The sequence below is a fragment of the Geomicrobium sp. JSM 1781026 genome, from assembly GCF_041949955.1.
In the GTDB taxonomy this organism is placed as follows: Bacteria; Bacillota; Bacilli; order Bacillales; family Marinococcaceae; genus Geomicrobium_A.
In genome coordinates this window covers 350,250-364,765 of the sequence record NZ_JBHFQF010000003.1, presented here as the reverse complement: position 1 = coordinate 364,765, position 14,516 = coordinate 350,250, and the positions used below count along the sequence as shown (strand labels likewise).

General features: G+C 46.0%; 13 protein-coding genes and 1 riboswitch. Of the genes, 8 read left to right on the top strand and 5 right to left on the bottom strand.

Annotated elements, in window-relative coordinates:
- Positions 1-9 precede the first annotated feature (9 nt).
- From exaC to ACE1TF_RS07130, 5 genes are all read left to right on the top strand, one after another.
- A complete protein-coding gene (gene exaC, locus ACE1TF_RS07150) occupies positions 10-1,530 on the top strand; it encodes an acetaldehyde dehydrogenase ExaC (protein WP_042403967.1) in 1,521 nt (506 codons plus the stop codon).
- Between the two features lie 15 nt (positions 1,531-1,545).
- Entirely contained in the window at positions 1,546-1,908 is a 363-nt protein-coding gene (locus tag ACE1TF_RS07145; RefSeq protein WP_042403969.1) for a DUF779 domain-containing protein, read from the top strand.
- Positions 1,909-2,001: 93 nt separating this feature from the next.
- Positions 2,002-2,943 (top strand): MBL fold metallo-hydrolase, encoded by a 942-nt coding sequence (locus ACE1TF_RS07140; RefSeq protein ID WP_042403971.1) that lies wholly within the window; start codon positions 2,002-2,004, stop codon positions 2,941-2,943.
- An 86-nt stretch (positions 2,944-3,029) separates the two neighbouring features.
- Positions 3,030-4,184 (top strand): PQQ-dependent sugar dehydrogenase, encoded by a 1,155-nt coding sequence (locus tag ACE1TF_RS07135; RefSeq protein ID WP_375015506.1) that lies wholly within the window; start codon positions 3,030-3,032, stop codon positions 4,182-4,184.
- A 115-nt stretch (positions 4,185-4,299) separates the two neighbouring features.
- Complete coding sequence (locus ACE1TF_RS07130; RefSeq protein ID WP_375015504.1) at positions 4,300-5,208, top strand: DUF4349 domain-containing protein; 909 nt, start codon at positions 4,300-4,302, stop codon at positions 5,206-5,208.
- Positions 5,209-5,439: 231 nt separating this feature from the next.
- On the opposite strand, the gene tenA is transcribed toward ACE1TF_RS07130, so the two are convergent.
- The 4 genes from tenA to ACE1TF_RS07110 all read right to left on the bottom strand — a co-directional run bounded on the left by tenA (position 5,440) and on the right by ACE1TF_RS07110 (position 9,256).
- On the bottom strand, positions 5,440-6,111 hold the full coding sequence (gene tenA, locus ACE1TF_RS07125; protein ID WP_375015502.1) for a thiaminase II: 672 nt from the start codon (positions 6,109-6,111) through the stop codon (positions 5,440-5,442).
- 102 nt (positions 6,112-6,213) lie between these two features.
- Positions 6,214-6,315, bottom strand: a riboswitch (TPP riboswitch).
- A gap of 139 nt (positions 6,316-6,454) precedes the next feature.
- Positions 6,455-6,991 (bottom strand): chromate transporter, encoded by a 537-nt coding sequence (locus tag ACE1TF_RS07120; protein ID WP_042403976.1) that lies wholly within the window; start codon positions 6,989-6,991, stop codon positions 6,455-6,457.
- A 3-nt stretch (positions 6,992-6,994) separates the two neighbouring features.
- A complete protein-coding gene (locus ACE1TF_RS07115; RefSeq protein ID WP_375015500.1) occupies positions 6,995-7,564 on the bottom strand; it encodes a chromate transporter in 570 nt (189 codons plus the stop codon).
- Positions 7,565-7,648: 84 nt separating this feature from the next.
- Positions 7,649-9,256, bottom strand: a complete 1,608-nt coding sequence (locus ACE1TF_RS07110; protein WP_375015498.1) for a gamma-glutamyltransferase family protein — start codon at positions 9,254-9,256, stop codon at positions 7,649-7,651.
- Between the two features lie 169 nt (positions 9,257-9,425).
- On the opposite strand from ACE1TF_RS07110, the gene ACE1TF_RS07105 reads away from it, so the two are divergent.
- From ACE1TF_RS07105 to asnB, 3 genes are read left to right on the top strand one after another with little or no spacing between them, the layout of a single operon-like run.
- Positions 9,426-9,971, top strand: coding sequence for an RNA polymerase sigma factor (locus ACE1TF_RS07105; protein ID WP_042403979.1), 546 nt, complete (start codon positions 9,426-9,428; stop codon positions 9,969-9,971).
- Positions 9,964-10,713: a hypothetical protein gene (locus tag ACE1TF_RS07100; protein WP_375015495.1), complete on the top strand. Its 750-nt coding sequence runs from the start codon at positions 9,964-9,966 to the stop codon at positions 10,711-10,713. The genes ACE1TF_RS07105 and ACE1TF_RS07100 overlap by 8 nt, the downstream gene beginning before the upstream one ends.
- Positions 10,714-10,732: 19 nt before the next feature.
- Positions 10,733-12,601, top strand: coding sequence for an asparagine synthase (glutamine-hydrolyzing) (gene asnB / locus ACE1TF_RS07095; RefSeq protein WP_375015493.1), 1,869 nt, complete (start codon positions 10,733-10,735; stop codon positions 12,599-12,601).
- Positions 12,602-13,386: 785 nt separating this feature from the next.
- Here the strand turns inward: asnB and ACE1TF_RS07090 are convergent.
- Complete coding sequence (locus tag ACE1TF_RS07090) at positions 13,387-14,508, bottom strand: MFS transporter (protein ID WP_375015491.1); 1,122 nt, start codon at positions 14,506-14,508, stop codon at positions 13,387-13,389.
- Between the last annotated feature and the right edge of the window lie 8 nt (positions 14,509-14,516).

Sequence of the window (14,516 nt, the reverse complement as noted above, 5' to 3'; positions counted from 1 at the left end):
GTTATTATAATGAAATACGCTCAACCAGGTACTCAAGGTGCAGTTGTCCAGTTCAAGTCGAGATACGAGAATTTTATCGGCGGGGAATGGACAGCGCCTGCCGACGGTGAATACTTTGAGAATATTAGTCCTGTTACAGGAGAAGTTTTCACGGAGATTGCCAGGTCTAAGGAAGTGGATGTGGAAAGAGCCATTGAAGCTGCACATGAGGCGAAAGCGGATTGGAGCGCTACGTCAGTCACAGAGCGAGCCTTACTCTTAAATCGAATTGCTGATCGGATGGAAGAAAATAAAGAGAAGTTGGCGGTTGCTGAGACGTGGGATAACGGGAAACCAGTTCGAGAGACGCTCGCAGCAGATATCCCGCTCGCGGTTGACCATTTTCGGTATTTTGCAAGTGCGATTCGCGCTCAGGAAGGCGGCATTTCACAAATTGATGAAGATACCGTTGCGTACCATTTCCATGAGCCGTTAGGTGTTGTCGGACAAATCATCCCTTGGAACTTCCCGCTTCTTATGATGACCTGGAAGGTCGCTCCTGCACTAGCTGCTGGAAACTGTGTTGTCTTGAAGCCAGCAGAACAGACCCCTGCTTCCATTGGTGTCTGGCTGGAAATCATGGAAGATCTGCTACCTAAAGGTGTGTTTAATGTCGTACAAGGCTTTGGTTTAGAAGCAGGAAAACCGTTAGCGCAAAGTGATCGGATTGATAAGGTCGCGTTTACTGGCGAGACGACGACCGGCCGGATGATCATGCAATACGCATCAGAAAACATTATTCCTGTTACGTTGGAATTAGGTGGGAAGTCGCCGAATATCTTCTTTGAAGATGTAATGGATAAAGACGATGGGTTTTTAGATAAAGCGGTTGAAGGTTTTGTCATGTTTGCTTTGAATCAAGGGGAAGTGTGTACGTGCCCATCTCGTGCGCTCATCCAAGAGTCCATTTATGATGAGTTTATGGACCGAGCGCTCAAGCGTGTGAAAGAGATTATTGCCGGCGACCCGTTGGATACATCAACGATGATCGGAGCGCAGGCGTCAGAAGAACAGCTTGAGAAGATTTTGTCGTATTTTGATATTGCGAAGCAAGAAGGGGCAGAGCTCATTACTGGCGGAAACCGCATTGAAGTACAAGGGGAACGAAGCACCGGCTATTACATTGAGCCGACGATCTATAAAGGTCATAACAAAATGCGGATCTTCCAAGAAGAAATCTTTGGTCCGGTTGTGTCCGTCACCACATTCAAAACAAAAGAGGAAGCGTTGGAAATTGCCAATGATACGCTTTACGGACTTGGAGCAGGCGTATGGTCAAGAGATATGAATACGGCGTATCGCTTTGGTCGTGCAATTCAAGCGGGACGGGTGTGGACGAATTGTTATCACGTCTATCCTGCTCATGCCGCGTTTGGTGGTTATAAGAAATCGGGAATTGGTCGAGAGAACCACCAAATGATGTTAGAGCATTATCAACAAACGAAAAACCTGCTCGTAAGCTACAGTGAACAACCTGCAGGTCTATTCTAAAAGGAGGGGTTCTTCGTGCACGTTGAGAAGGTGAAAGCGACAGAAGTGACGCTAGACCTCATCAACCACTTGAAAAGCAAGCACGGACCTGTCATTTTTCATCAATCGGGAGGTTGTTGTGATGGCAGCTCTCCAATGTGCTTCTCACAAAAGGAATTTAATCCGGGTAGACACGATATTTACCTTGGGGATTTAGGAGATGCCCCGTTTTATATTTCTAAAGACCAATATGAATACTGGAAACATACACAGCTCATCATTGATGTGGTGAAAGGGAGAGGTGGCATGTTCTCTTTGGAAAACCCTGAAGGAAAGCGCTTCCTCGTCCGTTCACGGGTGTTTTCTGATGAAGAACAAGCCCATTTAACTAACAATTAGTTAAGCTGAGGTGCTCTCAGAAGAGAGTGCCTCCCATCATAAATCTATAGTGAGCGAGCGCTCGCTTGCCAAAGACGAGAGGAGAGAGAACCGATGTTGGAGGAATTAGGAATCCAATCGCTACGATTGAATTTACCGCTGCGACTAAACCATGTGAATGTATTTCTTGCAGAAGGAGTAGAGGGGTGGACAATTATTGATGCAGGGCTTCATAACGATGAAACCGTTGCCGCCTGGGCTCCTTTACTGAAAGGGAAAGATATTACCAATATCATTGTTACACACTATCACCCCGACCACTTCGGATACGCAGGTGCGCTTCAACAAAAAACAGGGGCGCAAGTGTGGATGACGGAGACCGATGCTAAGGCTGGGTTGAATGCATGGACGCCGGAATTTCTTGATGAAATGTATGCGTACTATTTGCTTGCAGGAATTCCAGAGCACGATGCACAAGAGATGAAAGAAAATACCGCTTCTTTTATCCCAAGAATTAACCCTTTGCCAACGATCAATCATCACATTGTGGAAGGACAGCGGTTCGTGCTCGGTGGGTTTGAGTATGAGGCGATCTTTACGCCGGGTCATTCAGATGGCCTAATCGTTTTGTACAATCGTGAACGAAATGTGCTGTTATCCACTGATCATCTGCTACCAAAAATTACGCCGAATATTTCGTATTGGTTTCATGGTCGAGATAACCCGCTGAAAGACTATCTCACATCATTAGAAAAAATAAAGAAACTAGACGCAGATTTGGTTGTTCCATCACACGGGAAGCCGTTTCACGGTGCCAACGAGCGAATCGATGAAATTGCTGCTCATCATGATGAGCGGCTAGAACGAGTGTATGAGTATGTGAAAGAGCCTGTCGTTGTACATGATGTTTGTGCGAAGTTATTCCCTAAAGTACTCACCGTTCACGAAACAAGGTTCGCTATCGGTGAGACACTTGCCCACCTTGAGTACTTGCGCGACAAACAGCAGATCGCTCGTCACGAAGAGAATGGCAGCTGGAAGTATTACCGAGTGTAAACCAATATCGCCCCTGATCTTTAGATTGAAATTCTTTTGTACGGGGTACAGAAGAATAGATTTCTAGAAAAAAGGGGCGTCATAACTTGAAGAAATATACGATGATCTTCGGTGCAAGTGTACTAATGTTAGGTGCGTGTTCACCAGAAGAACCGCAAGAGGAAGAAAGCGAAGAGACGACAGACGGCGGTTCCGATGAACTCGGTGAAGATGATCCGACTGAAGGTGAACCTGAGCCTGCAGATGATGAAGACATTGACGAAGATGAAATGGCTGGAGACTATGAGACATTAGCAGAAAACTTAGCTGCCCCGTGGGGTATTACACTCGTTGATGACGGCACAGTATATGTTACTGAGCGAGAAGGCCAGATTATTGAAATTACTGACGGAGAAACGACGCCAATGAGTCTTGCGCTAGACGAGGAAGTCCACCAAGAGGGTGAAGGTGGTCTTCATGGCATGGTGTTGCATCCAGAAGATGAAGATACAGCGATCATCTATCATACGTATGTAGCCACTGATGGCATTTATAATCGGATTGTTGAGATTGAACGTGACGGTGATGAATGGCAAGAAACGGATGTCTTGATAGAAGACATTCCAGGAGCGACGACGCACAACGGCGGTAGACTCGCGATCGGACCAGATGGGTATTTGTATGCAACGACAGGTGATGCGGAAGATCCAGAGCTTTCCCAGGACACGGACAGCTTAGCGGGTAAAATTTTGCGAATGAACCTCGATGGCACGGTAGCCGAAGATAATCCATTTGATGACTCTTACGTCTATTCTTACGGTCATCGAAATCCACAAGGGTTGGATTGGACAGATGATGACCGACTGTTTAGTACAGAGCATGGTCCTACGGCGAACGACGAAATCAATCACATTGAACCTGGAAACAACTATGGGTGGCCAGAAATTGTTGGTGATGAAACCGAAGAAGGTATGGAAACGGCAGTCATGAACTCTGGTGAAGAGACGTGGGCTCCGTCAGGAGCTGCGATGGTTGGTGAGCAATCATTTTATGTAGCTGCGCTTGCCGGTGAACAGTTGATTCGCTTTGATGTGGACGACAACACAACAGATACAATCCTTGAAGGAGAAGGACGCTGGCGTGATGTCGTATATGACGAAAACGAGAACATGTTTTATGTGATTACGAACAATACGGATGGACGAGGCGACCCAATCGATGAAGATGACCGATTGCTTAGTTTTGAAGGACCTGAAGCGTAAACGTAAAGACCTGGTAGGGGAGCTTTCCCCTATTAGGTTTTTTTACATATTTTCAAATAATTGAAACAAATAATGGTGGGCAACGACAAAGAAGGAAAGAGAAGGGGGTCAAAAGATGAATTATAAAATCATGCTCGTTTTTCTATTTTTCGCCTTTGTTGTTGCGTGTAGTGATAACCAAAATGACGAAGCGGCAGATCTTTCTCAAGAAGGAAATGATAGCGGGGCAGATGTTGCTCAAGATCATGCTGAGTCGGAGGTGGAGTTGGACGAGGGGGAAACGTTAGACGACTCGGCTGCAAATGAAGCGGAAGTGGAAGCGATTGATACGGCAGAGCGAATGATCGTATATAATGGTCACCTCACAATTGATGTTGAAAGGTTTCAAGAAGCTCAAGACCAGATTCAGCAATCCATTGAAGAAATGAATGGCTTTGTTGTGGAGTCGTCTGTCCAAGATGCAGGAGACGGTGAAATGAGCGGGACGTTTGCTGTGCGCGTGCCTGAAGAGAACTTTACACCCTTTTTGGATCAGATAGAGTCCCTTAGTTTACAAGTCGTCGACCGAATGACGACAGGTGAAGACGTGACAGAAGAGTACGTCGATCTAGAGTCAAGACTTCGGTCGCACGAAGCTGTTGAAGAACGGCTGCTCGTGTTTATGGAAGATGCAGATACGACAGAAGACTTGCTTTCTATCTCGGATGATCTGGCGGACACGCAAGAGCAAATTGAAACAATTCAAGGTCGCATGAATTATTTAGACCATCAAGTGACGTACGCATTGGTGAATATTAACGTGCGCGAGACCGCAGGGTCAATGTTGACCGATCAAACCTCTTTAAACACCTGGGGGCAAGCGTCGAATATGTTTACCGACACGATTAACGTGCTCATGGCAATCGTCTCAGGCGTGGTGGTATTCGTCATTGGTCTGTCTCCAGTGCTCATCCCCTTACTTCTATTAGGGCTTGCTATTTTTATTTACTGGAGAAAAAATAATAAGACGAACGGGGCAAAGTAAAGGGCGGTTCATTTGCGGCGGGGCGCATTGTCGAAAGCGTGCACATCGGTGTCGAAAATGTGCACACCGGCGTCGAAAACGTGCACATCACCGAAACGGCCGCAAAAACGCAAGAATCTCGCGTAGAAGCGTCCCTTCCCCCCTTGCGTAATCGGAGTAGAATGAGTCGGTCGGATTTGAGTGCTCGCAAAAAGCCAGAATGGGTACATTACCCATTCTGGCTTTCCTCAATTATATTTGTACGGGCCACTTTTCTTCGGTAAACGCCATTTGCCAGAACTGCCATTCCAATTGACAGCTCTTTAGAAAGGCATCACGCATCCTTGTTTTTTCTTCATCGGTAGCGGTCTTGGCGTATTCATCAAGACGATTACGAAAGGCCATCGTAACGCTGTCACCCATTTCTTTATAAAAAGAGATCCAATCATAAAAAGGATGGTTTTTACCCGGCTGTTTCGTCTTGTCCAAGTGAACCGCAATTTCGTAATACGTCCAAGGACAAGGAAGGAGGACGGCAATCATTTCGCCAAACGACCCTCGGTGAGCCACATCCAACATGTGCCGAGTATAGTGATGAGCGGTTGGTGCGAGAGGCTCATACTGCAAGTCTTCGTAGTTTACACCAGCAACTTGACAGAAATTGTTGTGCGGATGGACTTCATCATTGAGTACGAAAGAAATTTGTTCATTTAATAATTGCATATCTTCTCTTCGTTCTGAGCGGCTGATCGCCAGTCCGTAAATTTGCATAAACGTATTCAAATATTCAAAGTCTTGTTTTACATAATGGGTCAGTTGACCGGGTTGAAGGTTGCCGTTTCCAATGCCTTGCACGAACGGATGCTCAAAGATCGCTTCAAAAACAGGGGCACATTCTTTACGTAATTCTTCAGTAAATGACATTACAAAATCCCTCCATAAGTGTTTTGATTCACAGTGAGGGCACCGGCGTTCGGTTCTCTATGAGAGCAATAAAAAAAGCTCTGCATAGAAAACAGAGCATGGTTAAAACAAGCTCCACTTCCCTACGCTGGTATAATCCAGATCAGGTTCAAAGGGTCGAAACATTGCTTCTCTCAGCCGGTGCCGGCTCCCCTAGTGAATAAAAATATATTCAAGAATGGCTTACTCACTTTCTATTAAACCATACAATAGTCTGAAAATCAAAACGAATTGAGGAGGGATTATTTACCATAAAATACCAATTAAACCAACCTTTATTATAGTTCATATTACCCATTTTTATTTATGATAAGAAAATCGCACCATACAGAAGCGAACTTACGATGACGATCGCAGGGTGAACCTTAAATTTCTCTAGGAGTAATAGTGCAGCGCCGACCAAGAGCACCGTTTGCCACATCCCATTCCCTTCCCAAGACATGAAGAAAAACTGATACGTAAGTACGCCGAGGAGAACCGCAATCGGTGCACGGATATAGTTCGTCATGTTTTTCACTCGGGGGTGGTCTTTAAATTTCAGTAGGATACTCATTAAAAGCATCATGAGCGCAAGCGACGGACCGACCGTTGCGAGCAGGGTAACGAGAACGCCGGGAACACCAGCGACTTCCCAACCGACAAAAGCGGCCATTTTTGTGGCAATCGGTCCTGGAATGGCGTTTCCGAGCGCGAGAACTTCGCCAAACTCTTGAGTACTCATCCAACCGTAACGATGTACAACTTCATGTTCAATGAGTGGAATGGATGCTGGACCGCCACCGTAACCAACGATGCCCGGTATGAAAAAGGCAAGAAATAAGTTCCATAAGTCCGTGAGCATTGATTACGCCTCCTCTTTTCTAGCAGGTTGTGGTTTCGGTTTCTGTGCGAAGGCAATCGCAATCAATGAAACGATAAGAATTGCGGGATGCAAATTTAGCCATTCAAATAATAATAGACTGATGACCGTCAAAACTATGGTCAGGAAGAATCCGGCTTTCTGTGTGGATTGTTTTAAAAAGTTGTATGTTAGGGATAGCAAGAGCACGCCTACAATTGGCATAATTGCATTCGTCATGCCTTGAACGATCGGTGTTTCCCTAAATGTTGTCAGTGTACCAACAAGGATGAGCATAATGATGGCAGTCGGCATGACTGTGGCTAACACGGCGTTTATCATACCGACAATCCCGCCTACTCTATAGCCGACATACCCACAAAGTTTAGTAATGATTGGGCCTGGTAGTGTGTTTCCGAGCGCGACCACCTCTGTAAATTCTTCATCGTTCATCCAGCGATATTTTTCGACGATTTCTTTATGTACGAGTGGGATCGTCGCGGGTCCCCCACCATATCCGAGGACATTTGCCCGTGCCATTGCGATGAAGATCTTCCATTGGATTTGTAAATTCATGAGGATTGCTTCCTTTCTAACGATGAACAGCAAGGGGATGTCCCCTTGCCTTCGTTGTTGAGTATGGCCTAGCAGAAGCTTATCTTACCATATGGCAATATGGCTATCTGCGCGGGGTTCTGTACCGCCTACGAGCACGCCGGTGTCTGGGTCGCGCCAAATGATCTGGCCACGTCCGAAACTGCCCCCTTCAAGTGTCGGTTTAATAATATGTCCTTTTCTTTCTAGCTGTCTTGCAATCTCTGTAGGAAAGCTCGCTTCGACTTCTACGGTTTTTCCACCAGTCCACTTCCAGCGAGCGGCATCTAGAGCTGCTTGCGGATGAAATCCATAATCGATGCTGTTCGTTAGAATTTGCAAATGACCTTGCGGCATCATATACCCACCCATAACGCCAAATGGGCCAACGGGTACGCGACCTTTCGTTAAGAATCCCGGAATGATCGTGTGGTACGTCCGCTTCCCACCTTTTAATGCGTTGGCAGCGTCTGGGTCTAACTTAAATTCCCATCCACGGTTTTGCAAGCTAATGCCTGTATTTGGGATGACAACGCCTGACCCAAAGCCTGCGTAATTGCTTTGAATCATAGAAACCATGTTGCCATCGCCGTCGGCCGCTGTCATGTAAACCGTGCCACCACGAGCGGGTTCACCTGCAGCGGGTTCGGCCGCTTCTGGGCCGATCAACGCCCGTCTCTTTTCAGCATATTCCTCTGTAAGCAACAACGACGGGTCGATTTTCATATGTTCTGGGTCAGTAATATATTCAAAGCCATCAGCAAAAGCGAGTTTGAGTGCTTCAATGTGTGTATGATACGTTTGTGCGGTTTCTTTTGCCGGTAAGTCAAAGCCATTTAGAATATTCATAGCAATGAGTGGGACGATGCCTTGCCCGTTTGGCGGCAACTCCCAAACGTCGTACCCTTTATAATTCACAGAAATTGGATCTACCCAGTCCGTTTGGAAACTCTCCAAATCTGATTTACGAATAAACCCGTCATGAGCCGTAGAAAACGCATCAATCGCTTCAGCAAGCTCACCCTCGTAAAACGCTCTCCCATTTGTTTTTGCAATCTTTCTAAGGGTGTCGGCGTGTCCTGGCAATGTCCACACCTCACCTGGTTCTGGTGCTCGCCCGTCTTTTGTGAATGTATCATGCCACGGTTGAAACACTGGATTGTCAGCGGGGTAGGAACGCACCGCACGTTTCCAGTGATGAGAAACGACCGGGCTAACAGGAAAGCCACCTTCAGCATACGAAATGGCTGGGGCAAGGACTTCTTCTAAAGAAAGTTTCCCAAACCGCTCGGACAGTGCAATCCACCCGCTCGGTGCACCGGGAACAGTGACGGGAATAAGCCCTTTTTGAGGCATCTCTGTATGTCCACGATCTTTCACGCGCTCAATGGAAATGGCTTCAGGTGCTCGACCGCTGCTATTCATTCCGTACATATTCCCATCCATCCACACTATGGCGAAAGAATCGCCGCCAATCCCGTTGGACGTCGGTTCAACGACCGTGAGTGAAGCTGCCGTTGCAATCGCTGCATCAACAGCATTTCCCCCTTTTCGAATCATCTCCATGCCAGCCTCAGCCGCTAAAGGTTGCGACGTGCCGACCATTCCTTTTTGACTATAGACAGAACTTCTTCTGGAATGATATGGATAATACATTGGATCAAACTTCATCATACGTTCCACCTCACCATTATTGAAGCAATATACATGCTAATCTGTATTTTATCACATTTGTACTTCAGAGAAGGTCTCAGACTGATTGAAAAAAATTTAATCTTACCCGTATCTCTTTAGTGTTATGAACAGTCTATTACTTATGAGAAGGCAATTTGAGGTGAAGGCTATGGATGATTTTCATTGCGTTGAAGCGGCTCTTGATGGGGATGATGGCGCACTAAAAACATTGCATGATCGTTATGTTGATCATATCTTTCAGTATGCGTACATGAGTGCCAACAATTATCATGATGCAGAGGAAATTACACAAGATGTGTTTTTGAAAATGGCTCGTGCCTTGCATACGTTTCGTGGCGATAGCAGCTTTAAGACGTGGTTGTTTAAGATTAGTCGTCATTGCGTGATTGATTATTACAAAAAAAATAAAAACAATAAATCGGAAGCTTTATTGGAAGTCGCCTCTACAGAGGAGTATTCCATTGAGAAAGCGATTGTTGAAAAAAGTGAATTCGATGAATTGGTCATGTGTATGCGAGAGCTCTCGATCGATCAACAGACGGTGATTCACTGTCGTTATATTGAAGAACTGACTATTAAAGAAACAGCAGCCGTCATTAACAAATCAAGTTTATCTGTGAAGGCTTTACAGCACCGAGCACGTAAAGCATTGCGAAAGCGGATGGCAGAAAGGGGGAGCGATCGTAATGCGTAATTGGGATGTATCGATTAAGCAGCGGATTGGGGCGCCAGAATCGTTGAAAACAAAAACGTATGCAAGTGCGTTGGAAGGGATTAGCGATGCGCGCAAAAGACAGCGATCCCACGCGCCTAAACGACGAAGGAAGCAGATGATCTTTGGTCTTGGTGGTGGAACGGTCCTTATTGGAGCACTCGTATTTACGCTCGTTACTGTTGTTCCGGAGTCTGTTCGTCCCGAGTATTCATCAACACAACTTCCAGTCGAGCGTCCCCCTGCGGAAATACCTGCAAATTACGGTCTTTCTGAGCGCCCAGATGAACGAGAAATTACGATTGAACAAGAAGGGATGCCATCAGATGTAAGGCAAAAGCTTGTTGATGATGAAGACTTACCTTTCTCGTTTTATCTACCTGAATCGATTGATACTGACGTTCAGGACGGCGAAGAAATTCGTGCGGACCCGATCCATATTCAAATTTTTGATGGAGACGATACCGATAATTTTGATGCTTATGCGAATGAAATTGATACACCTGTAGAAAGCTATTCAGATAATCCTTTTGAAAATCTCGGAGGAACTGTGATTGATTACCAAGATTTTGAGCGAGGGTATGCTTACTTGATTGACTATGACGAGTATACGATTGCGATCACATCCATTGCAGAAACGATCGAAGCAATAGAGGGAAGATTACACATCGAAGAACAACTGGTCGATAGTTGGGAATGGAAGGAAGCAACCGTGCCAAATTAGTGTAAAGGGGACAAGCGAAGTGTGCGGAATTAACGGGATGATCTCTTTTCAAAATGAGGCGATCAATGTAAAAGATCTTTATGCGATGAATGAAAGGATGCATCACCGGGGGCCGGATGATGACCAGGTGTGGGTAAAACAACCCGTCGGGTTTGGATTTCGCCGTCTTGCCATTATTGATACAGAAGGAGCGATACAGCCACTCAAAAATGAAGATGGCACATTGCGCCTCGTTTGTAACGGCGAAATATACAACTATCGATCGTTACGGTTGGACTTGGAAGCGAAAGGTCACCAGTTCGCCACGAATGGTGATGCGGAAGTGATCGTACATTTATATGAAGAGTATGGAAGTGACTTCGTTAAAGAACTGCGGGGGATGTTCGCTTTTCTTTTGTGGGATGACGAAAACGAAGTACTTGTCGCTGGAAGAGACGCGTTTGGCATCAAGCCTCTTCTCTACACACGTGACGGGGAGCGGATGTTATTTTCATCTGAAGCGAGTAGTTTAGCGACAGTTATGGAGAGTGACGTCCAAGTGAATCATAAAAGTTTGTCTCACTACCTTACACTTCAATATGTTCCGGGAGTTGAAACGATGGCAACGGGTATCAATTCGTTAAAACCCGGGCACTTAATGCACGTCCAACGAGATGGATCAGTGAGCATTGAGAGTTACTGGCAACCGTGTACACAAAAGGAAACGGCCTCATACACTTCTGAACAATGGAAAGAACGGATTCGGACAGTGATGGAGTCATCCGTCAGTCTACACATGCAAAGTGATGTTCCGATTGGCAGCTTTTTATCCAGTGGCATTGATTCCACCATCATTACGGCGCTTATGCGAGAATTAGGGCCTCTTCATACGTTTTCTGTCGGCTTTGAAGGTGAGCAGAATGAATGTGTAGTTGCTAGAAAGACGGCAAAAATGCTCGGCACGCATCATCATGAGCGAATCATCGGTGAAGAGGAATTTTTCCAGTTAGCAGAAGAAGTAATTCAAAAGTTGGACGAGCCTGTTGCCGATCCTTCTGCTGTACCTCTTTATGCATTATGTGAAATGGCGAGTCGGGAAGTAACCGTCGTTCTGTCTGGTGAAGGAGCGGACGAGCTGTTTGCCGGTTACCGCATTTATCAAGAGCCGACGGCACTTTCCAAAGTGGATTGGTTACCCGGAGTAATGAAACGATCCGTTCAGAAGGTGTTAAGCCATTTACCTGCATTCTATGGAAAAAACTATCTTACGCGGGCGATGACACCCATTGAACAGCGCTTCGTAGGAAATGCAAAAATTTTTACCGATGATAAAGAAATCATCTTAAACAAACGTTTGTTTCACCATAAGATCGAGGATTTACTCGCTCCATACTATGAACAAGTCACGCATCTCAATCCTGTTAGACAAATGCAGTATATCGATCAAAACTTCTGGCTCCCTGGCGATATATTAGCGAAAGCAGACCGGATGTCAATGGCACATAGCCTTGAACTTCGGGTGCCGTTTTTGGATAAAGAGGTGTACGATGTGGCAAAAACCATTCCGACGGAGTTGCTCGTTACAAAACAGACGACGAAAGCATTACTTCGAGAAGCGTTTGCCGATCTTGTGCCCGACCATGTACTCCATCGCCCGAAACTCGGCTTTCCCGTCCCGTTGCGTGATTGGTTACGCAGGTCGCGTGGAGAGCAATGCCTTGAAAGAATTTACCGAGCGGGTGTTGGCGACTACGTGAACCTCACCTATGCCAAACAGCTCGTCGAGGAACATCAAGCAAGCCTTGCCGACCATAGCCGAAAAATCTGGGTATTGTACGTGTTTGCCGTTTGGTATGAGCAGAACATCGGCGTCAGACAGTCTGATGTATCTGTGGAGCAGTTCGTTTAAAACCTTTTAGAACCGTTAGCTATCCCCGTTCGTTCGTGACGAATAGGGATAGCTTTTTTCAATGATCTGTACAGGACGAAATGAAGAGTTCCACTTGTTCTTCAGGTTGTACTGCTCCTTTCAATCAGAAAAGCCAACAACATGTCAGCACAGGGTCGTTCGGTTTACCATCGGCACCTTTGGTTGCCAGCTCTTGAGTTTGGTTATAAATAAACAAAGTTGAAGTTCAGTGTAGAAGCGAACGTTCAAAAAGTGTCGACGATCAGGTAAACTGCGGTGTTCAAAGCGATCTATATAAGTTTAACGAAAGAAATTCATTGGATCCGATGATCGAGATCGCTGTTTGCAGGTGAATGTCTACCGATCGACTGGTGAAGTTCATCTCACTTCGATGTCGATCGTTGTTCGTCACTGCAAGGGTTGCAGGCAACACGGAAAACGTATGCCGAAAGGTAAAAAGACGTGACCGATGGTCACCATCTCGTGCAAGCGTGTGATCTCCTGACACGTATGTGACAATCCAGCCTTTAAACCGTGCACTTTCGGTCCTCAACGGTCACATATATCGTGATTTGTGACCGTTGACTTCGTTTATGTGCGCATCCACGTTTAAAATGATGATTTTTCTTTCTCAAGTGTCACAAAAATGAATATATGGGGCATTTGGACTTCTTTCCATACAGCTTGGCACGTAGGCAGAAACGTGAACCGTGTCGCCCTTGTGCTCTGGAGTATATAGAAAACACGGTGGGCGTCTTTTGACCACCGATGTTGCCCTGTCATCTCTAGTCGTTCGTGTCCTTCACCGGGATGATTAAACCAATGACGCCCACACATGCGAACAAGATAAAGGCAAATGGATAGGAGCTGATGTCTATGACCATACCGGCGATAAAAGATCCTAAAGATTGGCCGATTCCTAAAGCTAAAAAGGACATGCTCACACCTAGCGCTGGCAAATGGACAAAGGTTCTCGTTGCCCAAACGATGAGTAAGCCAGTCAAGAAGATATATGCTCCACCGAAAAGGGCTGGTGAAGTGTAGATGGCGAACGGAGTGTGAACCGTTAACATTGCGACGGAACTTAACAACGTCACTAAAATCATCCGATACGATAAACCGAGTCCGATTCTTTGTATCAAACCTCCAGCCACCCCTCCGAGTACACCCGCTGCGCCTACGACGATCCAAAAGAGAACACTTTCATTTGCGGTCATGTTGTATTGCTCTGTAACAAAACTTCGCGAAAACGTCCAATAGATGGATGAGCTGAAGCCGACGATGACCGACGCAGTGATCAGTGACCAACCGTTTCGCAGCGTGGACGTCCAATCTATGTTTGGTTCGTCAACATGCCGATTCTCATAAGCATTAGGAATGATACGTTTGTTCCATAAGGTCACGGCAAATGCGACGATGGCAAACATGAAAAACGATAGTCGCCAATGTTCTGTGAACATCAGCACAACAGGGCCTGTGAGGATAATACCGAAACTCGTGCCACTATTGATCCACGTATTTGCTTGGTCCACTCGTGTGCGGGTGAATGTTTGATAAGCCATTTGACTAAGCGCCGGTGATGCAAGACCGCTACCTAAACCGGCAATAAATACACCTGCGCCAAGGTGCAACAGTGAGGTAGCTGTGGCCATACCGACCAGTCCAACTACGGCGGTTAGCCCCGCAATCTGGTTAACTCGCTTAAAACCAAAACGATGGATCGCAAACGATGAAAAGAATAAAGCGATTGAGTAGGATATATAACCAATCGAACCGACTAATCCGCCGTCACTCGCATCCAAACCGAGTGTGTTAGAGATGTCCGGAAGAAACATTCCGAAGCTAAGACGTGCAAAAGCATAAGTAACGGCAATCATGGCAAGACCGGGCACAACAATTTTCCACATGAAAAAGA